20 protein-coding genes are annotated in these 17,833 nt (G+C 31.8%); 4 read left to right on the top strand and 16 right to left on the bottom strand.

Annotated elements, in window-relative coordinates; genetic code table 11:
* The first annotated feature begins 15 nt into the window (after positions 1-15).
* Positions 16-1,245, top strand: coding sequence for a GTPase HflX (gene hflX, locus P8H50_RS03315; protein ID WP_300205577.1), 1,230 nt, complete (start codon positions 16-18; stop codon positions 1,243-1,245).
* A 154-nt stretch (positions 1,246-1,399) separates the two neighbouring features.
* On the opposite strand, the gene P8H50_RS03310 is transcribed toward hflX, so the two are convergent.
* From P8H50_RS03310 to P8H50_RS03285, 6 genes are all read right to left on the bottom strand, one after another.
* A complete protein-coding gene (locus P8H50_RS03310; RefSeq protein WP_300205575.1) occupies positions 1,400-2,305 on the bottom strand; it encodes a DUF3078 domain-containing protein in 906 nt (301 codons plus the stop codon).
* Positions 2,306-2,441: 136 nt separating this feature from the next.
* The gene (locus tag P8H50_RS03305) at positions 2,442-2,945 is read right to left on the bottom strand and encodes a DUF2480 family protein (protein WP_300205574.1); all 504 of its coding nucleotides are present in this window, start codon (positions 2,943-2,945) and stop codon (positions 2,442-2,444) included.
* Between the two features lie 31 nt (positions 2,946-2,976).
* Positions 2,977-3,300, bottom strand: coding sequence for an SUF system Fe-S cluster assembly protein (locus P8H50_RS03300; protein ID WP_300205572.1), 324 nt, complete (start codon positions 3,298-3,300; stop codon positions 2,977-2,979).
* Positions 3,301-3,380: 80 nt separating this feature from the next.
* On the bottom strand, positions 3,381-3,806 hold the full coding sequence (locus tag P8H50_RS03295; RefSeq protein WP_300205570.1) for a SufE family protein: 426 nt from the start codon (positions 3,804-3,806) through the stop codon (positions 3,381-3,383).
* 39 nt (positions 3,807-3,845) lie between these two features.
* Entirely contained in the window at positions 3,846-4,658 is an 813-nt protein-coding gene (locus P8H50_RS03290; RefSeq protein WP_300205568.1) for an META domain-containing protein, read from the bottom strand.
* 48 nt (positions 4,659-4,706) lie between these two features.
* Complete coding sequence (locus tag P8H50_RS03285; RefSeq protein WP_300205566.1) at positions 4,707-5,921, bottom strand: cysteine desulfurase; 1,215 nt, start codon at positions 5,919-5,921, stop codon at positions 4,707-4,709.
* A 107-nt stretch (positions 5,922-6,028) separates the two neighbouring features.
* Between P8H50_RS03285 and P8H50_RS03280 the strand changes: the two genes are divergently transcribed.
* The 3 genes from P8H50_RS03280 to P8H50_RS03270 are packed head-to-tail and all read left to right on the top strand — an operon-like array spanning position 6,029 to position 6,982.
* A complete protein-coding gene (locus tag P8H50_RS03280; protein WP_300205564.1) occupies positions 6,029-6,364 on the top strand; it encodes a PadR family transcriptional regulator in 336 nt (111 codons plus the stop codon).
* Positions 6,364-6,792 carry a hypothetical protein gene (locus P8H50_RS03275; protein WP_300205562.1) on the top strand — a complete coding sequence of 143 codons (429 nt, stop codon included), beginning with the start codon at positions 6,364-6,366 and terminating at the stop codon, positions 6,790-6,792. The genes P8H50_RS03280 and P8H50_RS03275 overlap by 1 nt, the downstream gene beginning before the upstream one ends.
* 10 nt (positions 6,793-6,802) lie before the next feature.
* Complete coding sequence (locus P8H50_RS03270) at positions 6,803-6,982, top strand: hypothetical protein (RefSeq protein ID WP_300205560.1); 180 nt, start codon at positions 6,803-6,805, stop codon at positions 6,980-6,982.
* A 62-nt stretch (positions 6,983-7,044) separates the two neighbouring features.
* Here P8H50_RS03270 and sufD read toward each other — a convergent pair whose 3' ends face one another.
* From sufD to P8H50_RS03220, 10 genes are all read right to left on the bottom strand, one after another.
* Positions 7,045-8,358 carry a Fe-S cluster assembly protein SufD gene (gene sufD, locus P8H50_RS03265; protein WP_300205558.1) on the bottom strand — a complete coding sequence of 438 codons (1,314 nt, stop codon included), beginning with the start codon at positions 8,356-8,358 and terminating at the stop codon, positions 7,045-7,047.
* A 154-nt stretch (positions 8,359-8,512) separates the two neighbouring features.
* The gene (gene sufC, locus P8H50_RS03260) at positions 8,513-9,265 is read right to left on the bottom strand and encodes a Fe-S cluster assembly ATPase SufC (RefSeq protein ID WP_300205556.1); all 753 of its coding nucleotides are present in this window, start codon (positions 9,263-9,265) and stop codon (positions 8,513-8,515) included.
* A 4-nt stretch (positions 9,266-9,269) separates the two neighbouring features.
* Positions 9,270-9,683 carry a hypothetical protein gene (locus P8H50_RS03255; RefSeq protein WP_300205554.1) on the bottom strand — a complete coding sequence of 138 codons (414 nt, stop codon included), beginning with the start codon at positions 9,681-9,683 and terminating at the stop codon, positions 9,270-9,272.
* A gap of 16 nt (positions 9,684-9,699) precedes the next feature.
* Positions 9,700-11,148, bottom strand: a complete 1,449-nt coding sequence (sufB, locus tag P8H50_RS03250) for a Fe-S cluster assembly protein SufB (protein ID WP_300205552.1) — start codon at positions 11,146-11,148, stop codon at positions 9,700-9,702.
* A gap of 18 nt (positions 11,149-11,166) precedes the next feature.
* Entirely contained in the window at positions 11,167-11,496 is a 330-nt protein-coding gene (locus tag P8H50_RS03245; RefSeq protein WP_300205550.1) for an iron-sulfur cluster assembly accessory protein, read from the bottom strand.
* A gap of 129 nt (positions 11,497-11,625) precedes the next feature.
* On the bottom strand, positions 11,626-12,693 hold the full coding sequence (locus P8H50_RS03240; RefSeq protein WP_300205548.1) for a cytochrome c peroxidase: 1,068 nt from the start codon (positions 12,691-12,693) through the stop codon (positions 11,626-11,628).
* Between the two features lie 2 nt (positions 12,694-12,695).
* Complete coding sequence (locus P8H50_RS03235; protein ID WP_300205546.1) at positions 12,696-13,460, bottom strand: MbnP family protein; 765 nt, start codon at positions 13,458-13,460, stop codon at positions 12,696-12,698.
* Positions 13,461-13,472: 12 nt separating this feature from the next.
* Positions 13,473-14,816, bottom strand: coding sequence for a hypothetical protein (locus P8H50_RS03230; RefSeq protein ID WP_300205544.1), 1,344 nt, complete (start codon positions 14,814-14,816; stop codon positions 13,473-13,475).
* Positions 14,817-16,172 (bottom strand): choice-of-anchor B family protein, encoded by a 1,356-nt coding sequence (locus P8H50_RS03225; RefSeq protein WP_300205542.1) that lies wholly within the window; start codon positions 16,170-16,172, stop codon positions 14,817-14,819.
* A 12-nt stretch (positions 16,173-16,184) separates the two neighbouring features.
* Positions 16,185-17,729, bottom strand: a complete 1,545-nt coding sequence (locus P8H50_RS03220) for a choice-of-anchor B family protein (RefSeq protein ID WP_300205540.1) — start codon at positions 17,727-17,729, stop codon at positions 16,185-16,187.
* Between the last annotated feature and the right edge of the window lie 104 nt (positions 17,730-17,833).

Genomic DNA, 17,833 nt, shown 5'->3' with positions numbered 1-17,833 from the left:
ACTTTAAAAATAGTTATGCTAGAAAAGAAAGATATAGACCTAGAAAGCGCAGTTTTAATAGGTGTAATTACTAAAGATCAAGACGAAATAAAATCTAAAGAATACCTAGACGAGTTAGCGTTTTTAACTTACACAGCAGGAGGAGAGGTTAAAAAACGATTCTCACAGAAAATAGATATGCCTAATCCAAAAACTTTTATTGGTACAGGTAAAATGGATGAAGTGCGACAATATATTCATGATAATAATATTGGTACTGCCATTTTCGACGATGAGCTTTCTGCAGCTCAAGAACGTAATATTAGCAAAATACTAGAGTGTAAAGTTTTAGATAGAACCAATCTTATTCTCGATATTTTTGCACAACGTGCGCAAACAAGTTATGCAAGAACTCAAGTAGAATTAGCACAATGCGAATATTTATTACCTCGATTAAAAGGAATGTGGACTCACCTTGAGCGTCAAAAAGGTGGTATTGGAATGCGTGGACCTGGTGAAACCGAAATTGAAACCGATAGACGTATTGTTCGTGATCGCATTTCTCTGCTAAAAGAAAAAATTAAGGTAATAGACAAGCAAATGTCTGTACAACGTGGTAATCGTGGTAAAATGGTACGTGTTGCTTTAGTAGGTTATACCAACGTTGGTAAATCTACTTTAATGAACACGGTTAGTAAAAGTAAAGTGTTTGCAGAAAACAAATTGTTTGCAACTTTAGATACTACAGTAAGAAAAGTAGTCATCCAAAACCTTCCTTTTTTATTAAGCGATACAGTTGGTTTTATAAGAAAACTACCAACACAACTGGTAGACAGTTTTAAAAGCACATTAGACGAGGTTCGTGAGGCCGATTTATTATTACATGTGGTAGATATTTCACATCCAAATTTCGAAGACCATATCGCATCGGTAGAAAAAGTTTTAGGCGAAATAAATAGTGGAGACAAACCAACCATTATGGTCTTTAATAAAATTGATGCTTACCAACCTAAACCATTTGATGAAACAGATTTAATTGCAGAGCGTACAGAAGAGCATTACAGCCTTCAAGAGTGGAAAAAAACATGGATGAATAGAGTTGGAGAAGATAACGCGCTATTTATTTCTGCTTTAAATAAACAGAATCTTGAAGATTTTAAAAAACGTATTTACGACGAGGTTCGCGATATCCATGTAACCCGTTTTCCATACAATCATTTTCTATATCCAGATTACGACTATGATAATATGGGAGAAGAAGAGTAGAATATTTTTGGCGTTACCTAAAGGTCAGGCTGTACGCTATATCTTTTTTTGCCATATATAGCAGCAAAAAAAGGATGTCGCTACCATCCTTAACGCAAATAAAAAAGGTGAAACAGAAATGTTTCACCTTTTTTATTATGTATAATAGAAATTATTATAAGTTGTAACTTAAACCTAATAACCAGTAAGATTGTAATTTATTGTCTGCAGCAGGTAACATTACGTTTTGAAAATTAGCAGCTTCTTGTTTATTGCTTCTTAATCCAAAATCGAAGCCAACACCAATCATTTTCCATAAAGTATAGCTAAAAGAGTTCGTCCAAGTAACGTTAGATAAATCTCCATCTTTATAACTTTGGAATGTAGATAAGTTAGATTTAAAACTTATAGCTCCAATTTGTCTTGTATAATCTGCAACAATTTTTGCACCCAAAGAAGATTCGAAAATAGCATCGTTTTTAGCAAAAACAAAGTTGTAGTTTAATGGATGAATAACAACTACCAAGTTCTCCATAGGAGTCCATGTACCACCAACACCAAGATCTAAATATCCAGGATCGTTAAAGTTATCTAATAGAATAGTTCTATATTCAGCCAATCCAGAAACCGCAAACTTTTCGCTTAATTTTCTACCGTATAAAGAAGAGATATTAAAAACGTCTGTTGTTGGGTTAAAATCTTCACTATCTAAGTTAGTATCCTTGTTATCTAATTTTACCCAGTTTAAGTTTGAAGTTAATGCGTTTCTCCAGAAAAATTTCTCTTGTTGTAAGTTTGCAAATGCATTAATAGAAACACCAATGTTTCCAGAAGCATTATTTGGAGCACCTTGAGAGTACCAGTTGTTAAAGTTAGAAAGCGTACCACCTATAGTACCAAACATTCCTTTTTTCCAACCTGGAAGTGCATTAATTTGAGCCTGTAAAGCATCAGCTTCTGCTTGAGCAGCATCTGCAATCGCTTGTTTTTCAGATTTTTGAGTTTGTAACTCTTCTTTAGTTTGTGCATTTATCGAAACCATTCCGATAAAGAACACAGATAATAGTAATAATTTTTTCATGTTTGTTTTATTTAATATTTACTATTCGCACGTTTTTAAAAACGACTGCAAATATATGTTTTGTTAGTGTTTAACCAAAAAACGAAAAAAACATAAAACCTTAATAAACAGGTATTTGTAAAAAATAACAGACTAGCTAACGTTTAAAAAGTGGTACAGATGAGCAAGCTTCACCATACATTAAAGATTTTGCTACGGGCTTTAATTTTTTAATGAGCATCGTGTAAGCGTTTACTGGTACTGGTTTATTGGCACAACCTTTAATAATTATAGGTTTGTTTTTAAAAGAATCTACATCTATTTTGTTTATAATGTCTTGATAAATGGAAGTTTCTAAATCGTCTAAAGTTCCAATAACGGCCTTTTCGACAAATGGTTCTAAATTAACGACTAAAAGCATATATGCCCAAGCAGGCACTATAGCATCTGTAGAACATGTTAAGGCTACGTATTGGTTTTGGTGTTGAGACCAATTGTAATTTTTTACATATTCCCGAAAATCTTTTTCTCGTAAAACGAGACCTTCTAGTAGCCAATCTTTTATATCAAACAACACACGTTTGCCATCTGGATAAAAATCTTCAAGATCAAAAGTTACTAGTTTACTGTTCGCTACGCGATTTATTATTTCGTTAGACAATTTTTACTATTTATTAAAATATTAATAAAAATTAAAGCATACCAAGTTCAAGCTTTGCTTCTTCACTCATAAGCTCTTGAGTCCATGGTGGATCGAAAGTAATTTCTACTTCAGCGTTATTTACGTCTTTTATTGATTTTACTTTTTCTTCAACTTCTAGTGGTAATGTTTCTGCTACTGGACAATTAGGTGTTGTTAACGTCATTAATATTTTAACGTCGTAATCTTCGTTTACAAAAACATCGTAAATTAAGCCTAGTTCGTAGATGTCTACAGGAATTTCTGGATCGTAAATGGTTTTAATTACTGCTACTATCTTTTCTCCTAACTTTGTTGTATCTATTGTTTCACTCATAATATTCATTTCTTTTTCATTTCTGTAAATACAGAAATAGTTTTGATAAAATTAGATTACTTATTTTACAGTAATAGTGCTTAATCTAATTGTGTTTGGTATGCAATGGCATACATTTTTAATTGTTTTATCATACTTACTAAACCATTTGCTCGTGTTGGAGACAAATGTTCTTTTAAGCCAATAGCATCAATAAAATCTGTATCTGCTTCTAAAATAGCTTTAGGATGTTGGTTAGAGAAGGTTCTAATTAAAATAGCAATAATTCCTTTAGTTATTATGGCATCACTATCTGCTGTAAACGCAATTTTATCATCATTCAATTCTGCATGAACCCAAACTTTACTTTGGCAGCCTTTAATAATGTTATCATCTATTTTAAATTGGTCGTCTATTAATGGCAAATCCTTACCTAAATCTATCATGTATTGATAGCGTTCTTCCCAATCTTCAAACATTGCGAATTCGTCTATAATTTCTTCTTGTATCTCTTTAATGCTTTGCATTTTTATAAAAATTTTACAACTGCAAAAATACAAAATTCTTTAGTTCTTTTCTTTACTTGATTTTGCAATCTTTAAAATCATTTCAACAATAGATGCAATTTCTTGATTTGGTTTCCCATTATCGAAAGGAGGTGTTTGGTAGGTTTCACCATTTTTATAAACAGTTAGGTTTGTTATTGCTGCACCATCATATTGAAACGCTTTTGATGGCGCTTCCAATGTATTCAGGTTTTTTAAATTATATTCTGAAACTAGTTTCATTATTGCATTCCACTCTTCATCACTACATGGTTTAACTGTTGGTTCTACATTAAAACTTTCTTGAACACTTACTGTTTTATTCTCTAAAACTATTTTATTTAAATAGCCTCTAGTGTGTGCTCTGTACTCAATTTTTATAGTTTCTTGAGCTATTTTGGCATCTGTTGCTTTGATTGCATTAAGCAATGTTGTTTTATTATTAAGTAAGGTTATGGAATTATTTTTAATTTTAAAGTTGTTAGTTTGGTTTATAGCTTTTAGCATTTTACTTTCAATATCATTTTCGACTTTCGAACAGTATTTTTTTGTAGAAGCTAAGCCTTTAAAATTAATAGTGTTTCCTTCTATAGTATAGTTCCCAAAAAATGTATTACATCCAGAAAAACCAGAGACTTTATTGTTTTCATTGTCAAAATCTAAATGCATGTTTTCTGGTAAATCCTCAGTACTATTAAAAGAAGTAATAACGTATTTTCCTGAAAGTTTCTCTGTTTTATTTTCGTCTGAAACTTCTTTCATATTTGTTTTAGATTTAGTGCTTCCACAAGAATTTAATGCAAAGACAGTTAAAAGAATAGTAATGATTTTCATGATTATATATTTATTTTAATAAATATAAACAAAAAAGGCGCCAAACTTTTAAGAGAGCATCATTTTAGCCTTTTTAACACCATTAACCAAAACGTCAATTTCTTCTTTTGTATTATAGAATGCAAACGAAGCACGAACAGTTCCTGGAATATTATAAAACGTCATGATTGGTTGTGCACAGTGATGACCTGTTCTTACAGCAATTCCCATTTTATCTAATAAGGTTCCTATATCGTAAGGATGAATACCTTTAATATTAAAGCTAATTACAGACGTCTTATTTTTTGAAGTACCATAGATTTTTAAATCTTCAATTTTTAATAGTTCTTTTGTACCATATTTTAAAAGCTCATTTTCGTATTCTGAAATGTTGTCAAAACCTATAGCATTCATATAATCTAAAGCAGCACCAAAGGCAATACCACCAGAAATGTTAGGTGTGCCAGCTTCAAATTTATGAGGTAATCCTGCATATGTTGTTTTTTCGAAACTTACTTGGTCTATCATCTCGCCACCACCTTGATATGGAGGTAATTTTTCTAACCATTCTTGTTTGCCATACAGCATACCAACTCCTGTTGGACCACATATTTTATGAGCTGAGGTCACATAAAAATCAACATCTAGAGCTTGTACATCTGGTTTAATATGCGGACAAGCTTGAGCACCATCTATTAAAACAGCAGCTCCTACATTATGAGCTTGTTCTATTATAGTTTCTATAGGATTTATAGTGCCTAATGCATTAGAAATATGATTGACGAAAACTAACTTCGTTTTATTAGAAAGCAATTGAGTATAACTATCCATTTCCAATTCGCCTTCTAAGTTCATAGGAATGACCTTTAAAATGGCACCAGTTTTTTCACATAGCATTTGCCAAGGCACAATATTACTGTGGTGTTCTAAAGCCGAAACTATAATTTCGTCTCCTTTTTGTAAAATAGAAGCAAAACCACTTGCGACTAGATTAATACTTTCTGTTGTTCCAGCAGTTAAAATAATCTCGTAGGCATGTTTAGCATTAAAATGTGCTTGAATTGTTTGTCTTGCAGCTTCATATTTATCTGTTGCTTCTTGACTTAAAGTATGTACTCCTCTGTGAATATTTGCATTGTAATTACTATAATAATCTACAATAACATCTATAACTTGTTGTGGAGTTTGCGAGGTTGCAGCGTTATCAAAATACACTAGTGGTTTACCATTTACTTTGCGTGAAAGTATAGGGAAATCTGCTCTTATTTTCTTCAAATTTAACATACTACAAATTTACGTTTTGTTTAATAAAAGATGTATAAAGAAAATATAAAAGATAATTTTTTTAATATTTATTATATATGCATTTAAATAAAATGTATATTTGTACTATGTATAGTAAAGAATTAACAAAAGGGACATTACAACCTATTATTTTAAAACTCATTAGTGAGCGAGATCAAATGTATGGTTATGAGATTACTCAAGAAGTAAAGAAATTGACACTTAATAAGATTGACATTTCTGAAGGTGCTTTATATCCTATTTTACATAAGTTAGAAGCCAAAGGCACATTAGAAACCGAGAAAGTATTTATTGGTAAACGTGTAAGAAAATATTATAAAGTGACATCTGAAGGAAAAAAAGCAGTAGAAGAAGTAACCGAAGAAATTAATAATTTTATTGCGACTTTAAACTTAATTTTTAATCCTAAACCTATTATATAATGCAAATAGAAGACAAACATGTTGAGTTTATAGAGAACAGTTTAAAGTTTCATGGTATTAAATCTGAGGCTTTAAAAGAAGATTTAGTAGACCATATCTGCACCTATATTGAAAGTCAAGATTCTAACGATTTTAATAGGCTTTATCAAGAGGCATTACAAAAATTTGGTGGTTATTCTAGTTTTCAAAATTTACAATTAGAAACTAATTTTCAAAAGTTTGCTAAGCAAGCAAGAGTTATTAATAACTTATTGTTTATGGTTGGTTTAGCTATGGTTATGCTTTTAGTAATTGGTTCTTTATTTAAAATAATGCATTGGCCTTATTCAAGTGCACTATTAATTGTTGCAATAGTATTATTTGCTTTTGGAGTAATACCGCTTATTTTTTATTCTAAATATAAAAAATCTAATCACAAATTTTCTTAAACCTTTACACATGAAAAAATCATTTTATATTGTTGGCTTTTTAACCTTTTTTATTTTAGGAATTGGAGCCATGTTCGAATTTTTAAATTGGCCTTACAGAGGAGTTATAGTTTCTATAGGCTTATTGTTTTTAAACTTTGGGTTAATGCCTTTATATTTCTATCAAAAGTATAAATTAGCTAAACATTAGAAATAAAAAAGCCTCAAACTTATATTAGTTAGAGGCTTTTTTATCTGTTTTGGATTTTGTTACTATAAGTCAAACCCAATATTAACACCTAATTTCATGGCGATTAATTTAGTGATACGTTGTTTTAATTCTGGAATTTTTACAGAATTTAAAACGTTGTTACTAAAAGCAAACATTAATAAAGCTTTTGCTTCTTTTTCTGGAATACCACGTTGTTTCATGTAAAACAAGGCGCTTTCGTCTAGTTGTCCAATAGTACAGCCATGAGAACATTTTACATCGTCTGCAAAAATCTCTAATTGAGGTTTTGTGTTTATAGATGCTTTATCACTCAATAAAATATTATTGTTAGATTGAAACGCATTTGTTTTCTGGGCTAGCTTTTCAACAACAACTTTACCATTAAATACACCTGTTGAACTATCTGCAAAAATACCTTTATAATCTTGGTGACTTTCGCAATTAGGTTCTATATGGTGCACTAATGTGTTATGGTCTACGTGTTGTTTTTCGCCTATAATAGTAATGCCTTTCATTGTAGAATCTAAACGCTCTCCATTTTGATAGAAGTTAAGATTATTACGCGTTAGTTTTCCTCCAAACGAAAATGTGTGCACTAAACAATGGCTTTGATCTTTTTGATTTACAAAAGTACTATCTATTAAAGACGCATTTTTGTTATCGTTTTGAACTTTGTAGTAATCAACAATAGCACGTTTATTTGCAAATATTTCTGTTACACTATTTGTAAGTACTGGATTATCTGTTAAACTTTGATGACGCTCTATAATTTGAACATGAGAGTTTTCGTCTACAACAATTAAATTTCTAGGTTGAAGCATTAAAGCCGCTTCGTTTCCTGTAGAGAAATGTATAATTTGAATTGGTTTTTCTACCAATTTATTTTTTGGAATGTGAATGTAAGCACCTTCACTCGAAAATGCCGTGTTTAAAGATGCTAAACTATCTTTTGTGGCTACTTTATTAAAATAATTTTCAATAATCAGCCTGTATTTTGGCTTGTTTAAAGCCGATGACATTAAACAAACATCTATACCATCGTGAGTGGTTTGAGACAAATGAGACGAGTATTTACCATCTATAAACACAATTTTATAAGTGTCTATATCGTGAATAAAGTACTTTTTTATATCTCTATATTCTAATGCGTTTTCTTGTTTTGGAAATACGCTATAGTCATGTTTTAAAATACTATTTAAAGGGGTATATTTCCAAGCTTCTTCCTTTTTTGAAGGAAAGTCATTAGTTTCGAATGTCTTGATGGCTTCACTACGAATATCGTGAACAGGAGAATGTATATCGATAGTGTCTTCGAATGCTAAAAAGGATGATACTAATTTTTCTTTTAATTCCATTATTATAAGTCTTCAGTAATCAGTCTTCAGTCTTCAGTCTTCAGTTCACTCAAAAGGAAACAACACTTTGTTACTTGATTACTTTTTTAATATTGATAGTAATTACATTAGAGTAAGTAACTACTTACTGCAAACTAATCACTGCTTACTAATTTTACGCATTTACTTCTTCTTTAACCCAGTCGTAACCTTTTTCTTCTAATTCGTGCGCTAATTCTTTTCCGCCAGATTTAACTATACGACCATTATATAATACGTGTACAAAGTCAGGAACAATATAATCTAACAAACGTTGGTAGTGCGTAATAACCACTACTGCATTGTCTTTAGATTTTAATTTGTTTACACCGTTTGCTACAATACGTAAGGCATCGATATCTAAACCAGAATCTGTTTCGTCTAAGATTGCTAGTTTAGGTTCAAGCATTGCCATTTGAAAAATCTCGTTACGTTTCTTTTCTCCACCCGAAAATCCTTCGTTTAAAGAACGTGATAAGAATTTACGATCTATTTCTAGCATTTCAGCTTTTTCACGAATCATTTTTAGCATGTCTTTTGCTGGCATATCTTCAAGACCTTTTGCTTTTCTAGTTTCGTTTATTGCTGTTTTTATAAAGTTTGTTACAGAAACTCCTGGAATCTCAACAGGATATTGAAACGATAGGAATATGCCTTTATGAGCACGTTCTTCGGCAGCTAAATCTTCTAAATCTTCACCATTTAAAAGAATTTGTCCTTTTTCTACTTCATATTCTTCTTTACCAGCAATAACTGATGCTAAAGTACTTTTTCCTGAACCATTTGGTCCCATAATAGCATGTACTTCACCAGCTTTTACTTCAAGGTTAATTCCTTTTAAAATCGATTTATTCTCAACACTTGCGTGTAAATTTTTTATTTGTAACATAGTTTTATTTTCCAATTTTAATCACTTCATTTTTATTAGTTAATGCTTTAACACTAATAATTTCTTTAATTTCTATACTGTTAGGCCAACCTTCTTTCCCTTCTTCTTTAGGTATAATTTTACCTCGAACTTGCACCTGTATTCCGTCTGTTGGTTCAGTTCTATATGGTTTTCCCATGGTGTAAAGTTCTTTCATTTTATCGTTTAACACGACACCATAAATAGAACTACTTCCTATTTGTAGCACTGCTGCATCTGCATAATACGAAAACTCTCCACCTAAAAGCGTTAAGCCGTCACTTTGTTTTGCAGTTTTCCCATAAGGATTTTCGTTAGCTACAGTTGTTTCTTGTTTTGTTTCTTCTTTACAATTAGTAAAAAGTGAAAGACATAAAAGGAGCATGAAAATTTTCTTCATTTTATTAATGTTTGGTTTATCCTACTGAGCCCTCAAGGCTAATTTCTAATAGTTTTTGTGCTTCTACAGCAAACTCCATTGGTAATTTATTTAGTACTTCTTTACTAAAGCCATTAACAATTAAAGCAATTGCTTTTTCTGTATCGATACCACGTTGGTTACAATAAAAAATTTGGTCTTCGCCAATTTTACTTGTGGTGGCCTCGTGCTCAATCATGGCGCTTTTGTTTTTTGCTTCTATGTAAGGAAAGGTGTGTGCACCACACTCGTTACCCATTAACAAACTATCGCACTGAGAGAAATTACGAGCATTATCTGCTCGAGAGCTAACTTGTACTAAACCTCTATATGAGTTTTGAGATTTTCCAGCAGAAATACCTTTAGAAATAATGGTTGATTTGGTGTTTTTTCCCAAATGAATCATTTTAGTTCCAGTATCTGCTTGTTGGTAATTATTTGTTACTGCAATAGAATAAAACTCTCCTACAGAATTATCTCCTTTTAATACACAACTTGGATATTTCCAGGTTACTGCGCTTCCAGTTTCTACCTGTGTCCAAGAAATTTTTGCATTTTTCTCGCACAGACCTCTTTTGGTTACAAAGTTGTAAACGCCTCCAACACCTTTATCGTTTCCAGGATACCAGTTTTGAACCGTTGAGTATTTTATTTCGGCATCGTCAAGAGCAATAAGCTCTACTACAGCAGCGTGTAATTGGTTTTCATCACGACTTGGTGCAGTACAACCTTCTAGATAAGAAACATAACTACCTTCGTCTGCAATTACTAGTGTGCGTTCAAATTGTCCTGTTCCACCTTGGTTTATTCTAAAATAAGTAGATAATTCCATTGGGCATTTTACACCTTTTGGAATGTAGCAAAAAGAGCCATCACTAAATACAGCACTATTTAAGGCTGCATAGAAATTGTCTTTTGTTGGCACAATGGTACCAATGTATTTTTTAACAAGTTCGGGATGTTCTTGAATAGCCTCAGAAATAGGCATAAAAATAATCCCTTTTTCTCCTAATGTTTTTTTAAATGTTGTTGCTACAGAAACAGAATCTACAACAATATCCATAGCTACATTATTCATTTTCTTTTGTTCGTCGACAGAGATTCCTAACTTTTTATACATGGCTAGCAAATCTGGATCTACATCGTCTAGTGTCTTATTAGGATCTATGGTTTTTGGGGCAGAATAATATGCAATAGATTGAAAGTCTGGTTTTTTATAATTTACGTTTGCCCAATTAGGCTCTTCCATAGATTTCCAAACTTTAAAGGCTTCAAGTCTCCACTCTGTCATCCATTCTGGCTCTTCCTTTTTCTTTGAAATGGCACGAACAATATCTTCGTTTAATCCAATAGGAAATGTATCAGACTCAATATCTGTATAAAAACCATATTCGTATTCTTTAGTTTTAAGTTCTTCTCTTAAATCGTCTTCTGTATATTTCGACATAATGTGTTCTTTCAATTTTTATAATGAGAAACTTTCTCCACAACCACAAGTTCGGTTAGCGTTTGGATTATTAAACACGAAACCTGTGCCATTTAATCCACCAGAATATTCTAATGTTGTACCTATAAGGTATAAAAAACTTTTTTTATCTATAATGATTTTTACACCATTATCTTCAAAAATTTTATCCTCTTCTTTTTGATCTTTATCAAATTTTAGGTCATAAGATAAACCAGAGCATCCACCACTTTTAACTCCAACACGAACAAAATCTTTTGTAGGATTAAAACCGTCGTCTTTCATTAATTCAACGACTTTCTTTTTTGCTGTTTCAGAAACTTTTATCATAATCTTATATAGATTTACTCTAAATAGAGTGCAAATATACAATATTAGTCGCTTTTAACAATGAGTGCTAACATTATATTAGCATATGGTTTAATAGGTATTACTTATACAAAATAAGTTTTAAAATATTTAGTCTTGAAAACCAGGATTAGAAAGAAAAGAAGGGTCTGATAGCGTTAGCAGGAAGGCTTTTAAATCTGCTTTATCTTGAGCAGATAGATTAACGCCTCCTTGGTCTACTTTTTTCATTAAAGCATCTATAGTGGGAGACTGTTGTAATCCAGTGCTGTAAAATTCTATTACTTGATCTAATGTTGCAAATCTACCATTGTGCATATATGGAGCAGTGTACGCTAAATTTCTAAGTGATGGGCTTCTAAATTTCCCATTGTCGCTTGGATCACCTGTTACTCCACCTAAGCCAAGGTCTGTAAATGTGGCATCTAAACCATTATTATGAAAAACATTATCTGTCCATAATGGGTTATTTGGGTTTCCATGGCAATGAAAGCAGTCTCCTTTTTCTTCATCCATGAATACGTTTAAACCATTTTGTTCTTGTGGTGTTAATGTTGCTTGTCCCAGAGAAAATCTATCGAATTTTGAGTTTGCAGATATAAGTGTTCGTTCAAATTGAGCTATTGCTTTTGTTGTTAATTCTTTAGTTATCGTGCTAGTTTTAAATGCTAAACGAAATAATTCTGGATAGTCGTTGTCTACTTGCAATCTATCGACTACATCATCCCAATCGCTATGCATTTCAATTGGATTTTGTACAGGTTCTATGGCTTGACGCTCTAGACTAAGTTCTTTTCCGTCCCAAGTAAAACGTTCTCCATAATTCCATGCTAAATTAAATAAAGGCATTGAGTTTCTAGTACCAAAAATACCATCTATGCCATCGCTTGTTGGAGTGTTATCTGTAAATGCGTTTTGTGGTGCGTGGCAACTTGCACACGCTATTGTTTGATTTGCAGAAAGGGTTTTATCGAAAAACAGTTTTTTTCCTAAAGCAACACCTTCAACCGTCTGTGGGTTGTTATTTGGTATTACTGGTGGAATGATATTATTTGAAAAAATTTGCGGAATATTAAGAGGTAATGGAGTAGGTTCATACGTTTCTGTATCTGAGGCATTTTCTTTAGAACAAGCTAAAACGGAAACGATTAATAATAAATATGCAATCCAGTTTTTCATTTTTATTGGGTAATTCCTTCTACATTAAATACGCTCATTACATTTTCTTGCATCATTTTTTGCGCATTATAATTTGGCATTAGTGGTGTGTCTAGAACATTTAAATCCCATGTGTTTGGGTTTTTAAAGAATTCTGAAATATTCATATTTACATTAATTGTTGCATTTTTTGTTATGTTTAGTGGTGTTTCTAATTCAATGATAGCAAAGTTTTGCTCAAAATTACCAACACTTACTCTTGCTGTTCCATTATGATAATTAAATGGACTTGGTGTTGTGTCTACATTGTACATGCCATCAAATTGAAGAAAATGGTAGCCACCACCTAACATAGTAGGCCAATTCCAAGAAGCACTATTTAAATCTAAATAGGCACCATCTATATTATCTTCTTCATTAAATCCCCAAACAAATTTTAAAGTATAGGTTCCTGTAGGAATAGAGTTGTTTTCTGGTGTAAAATTATAGGTGTCTTCGTTCTCTAAATCTGTAAATTTATAACCATCGAAAGTAAAAGTTGTTCCAGAACTATTTACTAATTGTAGTTTAGAAATAAGATATCTTATACGAGTTATGTTAATATTTTCGCCATTTTCATTAGTTAACGTTTGGGTCGTTAAATTAGAACTATTTATTAATGTGTTATCCCAAGTATGCGAAAATTTAAAGTTTATGTTTGCATTTGAAAGAGCGTTGTCATCCATATCTTCACCACATGAAGTTAATGCTAAAGCAACACACATTAATAAAGCAAAAATCTGTTTCATTATATTCTGTTTTTATTCAATGTTAATTATCAATAAATCTGTAAAACCTTTGTTTTGAATTATATCTTCGTCGTTACTTGTTGTATCACCAACGACTACCACTTTTTTATTATTTAATTCTACTATTCCATAGGCAAAATCTATATTTGTTCCTCCCACAGATTTTTCCCATTCAATAGAACCGTTGCTGTCTATTTTAACTGCCCATGCATCATTTTGTCCTTTATTTTCTGAGACATCTACATCGTTACTTCTTGAGCTGCCAGCAACTAAAAAGCCTCCATCTTGAGTAGGAGTTATATCTCTAGCGACATCGAAACTTGTTCCACCAATAGATTTTTCCCAAAGTAATTCTCCGTTAGTTGAAATTTTAATTAACCATAAATCTGCAGCTCCAATATTATTAGAGACGTCTACATTGTTACTTCTAGTATCTCCAGCAATAATAAAATTACCATCGTTAGATTTTGTAATTGACCAAGCTTCATCAATTTCATCTCCTCCAAAAGATTTTTCCCAAACTATTGCTCCTGTATTAGAAATTTTTACAACCCAAAAATCGTAAGAACCAATGTTGCTTGAGATATCTGTATCCATACTATCTGAACCACCAACAATAATAAATTCGTTATCATCTGTTTCAACAATTCCTTCAGGTGTATCTGTAAATAAACCACCATAATATTTACTCCATTCTATAGTTCCAGAAGCGTCTAACTTTATTGCCCAATAATCTCCACCTGCATGTCTATTACTGGTTCTAGATGTATTCCCTTCTCCATTAGATGCAGTGACATCTAAAACTCCAGTTACTAAGTATCCAGAGTCACTTGTTTGTATGACAGATATACCATAATCTGCACCTTGATAACCGTAAGATTTTTGCCATAAAATATTACCTGAAGCGTCTAGTTTAGCTAACCAATAATCATTTTGACCTTGATTTCCAGAAACGTCTTCGTCGTTACTAAAACTTGAACCTAGAATTGCAAAACCACCATCTGTAGTTTGAATAATATCGCTCCCTTTATCATCTGCTGTACCTCCGAACGTTTTATTCCATTCTATTTCATTTTCTGCATTGAATTTTAGTACCCAAAAATCGAAACTTTCGTTTTGTTTATCTAGAATATCTCCATCCATACTTTGTGTAAAACCAAGCACAGCATAACCACCATCGCTCGTGCTTACAACTTCTTGTGCACTATCATTTTTTGAACCACCAAATGTATTAACAGATTCTAGTATTCCTATTGCTGATGGATTGTTAAGTGTAATATTATCATCATCATTTTTACAACTTAAAGCAGTAACTATAACTAGTAAATAAATTAGTATGTGTCTTTTTTGATTCATTTAATTACTTTTTCTTACAATAAAAAGACCACCTTCAATATCACTTAAAATGATATTACCACTAGCAAAATAAGGATAAACACTCCAAAGACCATTAAAATTATCACTGTTACTGTTTGGAAAAGTATCAAAAAATGCAATTTCTGTCATTGCATTATTAGAAGCAGAAATATTTGTGATATCTAGTATTCTTAAACCAGCTCTGTAGTTAGCGAGATAATATTCGTTTCCTTTAACATAACCGTTATGGTCTATTGCAGCTGTCTCACCAGTATAGGTTGACGATAATATAGGATTATCCAAATCTGTAAAATCGAAAACTAATGTTTTTGTATTAAAACCAAAACTTTGTTCGTCTACTTCATCTCCTAAAATAAAATATGCTTGATCTTCTGTAAACCAACCTTGATGTGCATAAGCTGTTTGTGGGTAGGTAAAGTCACTAATTGGAATAACATTAGATTTATCTGTGACATCTAAAATAACAACTTTGTCTGTATTACCATTACTACCAACATATATTTGTTTTCCTGTATAGTCTGAGTCTGGCCCATTATAAGTTACTACTTGAGCATCATGAGAGTATCCTCCAGCTGTATAATCGTCTATAAAAGTGGGATTTGTTGGATTAGATATATCAACAAAAATTGGGCCACCACCATTAGTTGAAGAACAACCTACTAAATAAGCTACGCCTTCACTCTCGTTTATTACAATATTATGACAACTTCCAACACCATTATATACAGCATCTGCATTAAAAGTTTCTGGAGGATTTGCTACAGTTCTTAATCTTGTTAAATCAAAAACCTGCATACCATGTGCACCAACATTATCGGCAACAATAAAGGCATGGTTATTATAAACTTTTACATCTCTCCAAAAACTTGTTCCTGCATTTGTGTCTAATCTTCCTAAAAATACTGGATTTATAGGATTAGTAACATCTACAAACGCAGTACTATTTGTTAATGCTACTAATGCATATTCTTTACCATTAGTTGGGTCTGTCCATCCCCAAATATCACTACCTTCCACACTAGCACTTCCTCCTAAAGTTTGTGCGTCTATAACAGCTAATAGATCTATTCCATTACATGGATATATTCCTGCCATTCCATTTTCACAAGGTGAAAGAGGTTGATTGTCACATACATCACCTAAACCATTGTTGTTAGCATCTGCTTGGTCTGGATTTGCTATTAATGGACAGTTATCTAAGTCATCATTTATACCATCGTTATCAGTATCTACAAAAGTTGCAATGCTTACAGGTTCATCCTGACAACCTTGAATTACAACACTTAATGTGAAACAAATTATTAGAAGTGATGCAATTTTTATTGTTTTTTTCATTTTCTGTAATTTTTATTTTATAACCAGTTTCTTAGTTAAAGAATTATTTATCTTAACTAAATAAACTCCAGAGTTATAATCTTTTGTAGGTAAAACGAATTCTTGTTTATTTATATTGCCTTTATTAAATACCCTTTGTCCTATAATATTATATATTTCTACAGTTATTATTGAGTTGTCGTTATTACTTTTTAATGTAGAAATAGATGTTGTTGGGTTTGGCGATAATGAAAAACTAGAAGATTGAGTAAACTCAATTGTATTAAGTGTGCCACTTTTTCTTACAATAAACATCCCTCTTTCTATATCACTAATTATAATATTTCCGCTTGAGAAATAAGGATAAATACTCCAAGCACCATTAAAACTTGCTCCATTACTACTTGGGAAAGTGTCAAAAAAACCAATTTCGGAAGATGAATTGTTAGCTGAGATAAGTGTTGGGACATCTAGAACTCGCATTCCAGCTCTATAGTTAGCTAAATAAAACGTGTTGTTTTTTACATATCCATTATGGTCAATTGCAGCAGTTGGTCCTGAGTAGATGTTTATTAAATCTGGTATTTGATCCATATTTACATCAAGATCAAAATCTGCATTAAGATCTTGAAAATCGAAAATTAAAGTCCTAGAATTATTACCAAAACTTTGTTCATCTACTTCATCTCCTAAAATAAAATAACGTTGATCTTCTGTAAACCACCCTTGATGTGCATATGAAATTTGAGGATAATCGAAAGCATTAATTGGGACTACATTAGACTTATCAGTTACATCTAAAATTACTACTTTATCTGAATTCCCATTACTTCCAATATATATTTGTCTATTAGTAATTCCATTTGCTGGATCGTAATAATCTGTATCTGGTCCAGTATAAGTAACAACTTGCGCATCGTGAGAATAACCACCTAATGTATAATCGCCAAGAACAGTTGGATTAGCAGGATTTGTAATATCTACAAAAATAGGACCTCCTCCATTTGCCGAATTACAGCCTACGAGGTAAGCAACACCTTCAGATTCATTAATTACAATATTATGGCAACTCCCAATCACTAAATCTCCAGGACCACCATCACCTTGATATCTTAATACTTGATTACCATCGAAAGTTAAATCTGGATCTACACCATTTCTTAAAATGGTTAAATCAAAAACTTGCATACCATGATTTCCAATAATATCTGCAACTATAAACGCATGATTATTATATACTTTTACGTCTCTCCAAAAAGAAGTGTTTCCATTTGCTGTTTCTATGCGTCCTAAAAAAATAGGATTTACAGGATTTGTAACATCAACAAATGCAGTACTATTTGTTGTGCCAATAATGGCATATTCTTTTCCATCTAATGAATCTGTCCATCCCCAAACATCGCTACCTTCAGGATTACCTAATGAGGTTGCTAAAGTCGATATTGGGATTCTAGACATTAAGTCATAGTCATTACAAGGATAAATGCCTGCCATTCCGGATTCGCATGGAGTTTGAGCATTTGTAACGTTAAGAAAAGAAAATGATAGCAATACTGCTAAAAAGTAATTTTTAAACATGAGGTTTATTAATAATTAGGGCACCAACAAAATTAATTAAAAAAACTATATAATATTCAGTTTTACTGTTAAAATGCTAGTATTCTACTTTATGTTTTTTTATA

The sequence above is a fragment of the Lacinutrix sp. genome (genome assembly GCF_029238095.1).
Lineage (GTDB): Bacteria > Bacteroidota > Bacteroidia > Flavobacteriales > Flavobacteriaceae > Lacinutrix.
The sequence above is the reverse complement of the archived record's forward strand: the minus strand, read 5'-3'. Positions and strand labels throughout refer to the sequence as shown.

Excerpts from the sequence above, each read along its gene's own strand:
- P8H50_RS03310 (WP_300205575.1), bottom strand. The coding sequence starts at position 2,305 with ATGAAAAAATTATTACTATTATCTGTGTTCTTTATCGGAATGGTTTCG.
- P8H50_RS03235 (WP_300205546.1), bottom strand. The coding sequence starts at position 13,460 with ATGAAACAGATTTTTGCTTTATTAATGTGTGTTGCTTTAGCATTAACT.
- sufD (WP_300205558.1), bottom strand. The coding sequence starts at position 8,358 with ATGGAATTAAAAGAAAAATTAGTATCATCCTTTTTAGCATTCGAAGAC.
- P8H50_RS03290 (WP_300205568.1), bottom strand. The coding sequence starts at position 4,658 with ATGAAAATCATTACTATTCTTTTAACTGTCTTTGCATTAAATTCTTGT.
- P8H50_RS03280 (WP_300205564.1), top strand. The coding sequence starts at position 6,029 with ATGTATAGTAAAGAATTAACAAAAGGGACATTACAACCTATTATTTTA.
- P8H50_RS03240 (WP_300205548.1), bottom strand. The coding sequence starts at position 12,693 with ATGAAAAACTGGATTGCATATTTATTATTAATCGTTTCCGTTTTAGCT.
- P8H50_RS03225 (WP_300205542.1), bottom strand. The coding sequence starts at position 16,172 with ATGAAAAAAACAATAAAAATTGCATCACTTCTAATAATTTGTTTCACA.
- sufC (WP_300205556.1), bottom strand. The coding sequence starts at position 9,265 with ATGTTACAAATAAAAAATTTACACGCAAGTGTTGAGAATAAATCGATT.
- P8H50_RS03275 (WP_300205562.1), top strand. The coding sequence starts at position 6,364 with ATGCAAATAGAAGACAAACATGTTGAGTTTATAGAGAACAGTTTAAAG.
- P8H50_RS03230 (WP_300205544.1), bottom strand. The coding sequence starts at position 14,816 with ATGAATCAAAAAAGACACATACTAATTTATTTACTAGTTATAGTTACT.
- P8H50_RS03300 (WP_300205572.1), bottom strand. The coding sequence starts at position 3,300 with ATGAGTGAAACAATAGATACAACAAAGTTAGGAGAAAAGATAGTAGCA.
- P8H50_RS03285 (WP_300205566.1), bottom strand. The coding sequence starts at position 5,921 with ATGTTAAATTTGAAGAAAATAAGAGCAGATTTCCCTATACTTTCACGC.
- P8H50_RS03220 (WP_300205540.1), bottom strand. The coding sequence starts at position 17,729 with ATGTTTAAAAATTACTTTTTAGCAGTATTGCTATCATTTTCTTTTCTT.
- sufB (WP_300205552.1), bottom strand. The coding sequence starts at position 11,148 with ATGTCGAAATATACAGAAGACGATTTAAGAGAAGAACTTAAAACTAAA.
- P8H50_RS03245 (WP_300205550.1), bottom strand. The coding sequence starts at position 11,496 with ATGATAAAAGTTTCTGAAACAGCAAAAAAGAAAGTCGTTGAATTAATG.
- hflX (WP_300205577.1), top strand. The coding sequence starts at position 16 with ATGCTAGAAAAGAAAGATATAGACCTAGAAAGCGCAGTTTTAATAGGT.
- P8H50_RS03270 (WP_300205560.1), top strand. The coding sequence starts at position 6,803 with ATGAAAAAATCATTTTATATTGTTGGCTTTTTAACCTTTTTTATTTTA.
- P8H50_RS03295 (WP_300205570.1), bottom strand. The coding sequence starts at position 3,806 with ATGCAAAGCATTAAAGAGATACAAGAAGAAATTATAGACGAATTCGCA.
- P8H50_RS03255 (WP_300205554.1), bottom strand. The coding sequence starts at position 9,683 with ATGAAGAAAATTTTCATGCTCCTTTTATGTCTTTCACTTTTTACTAAT.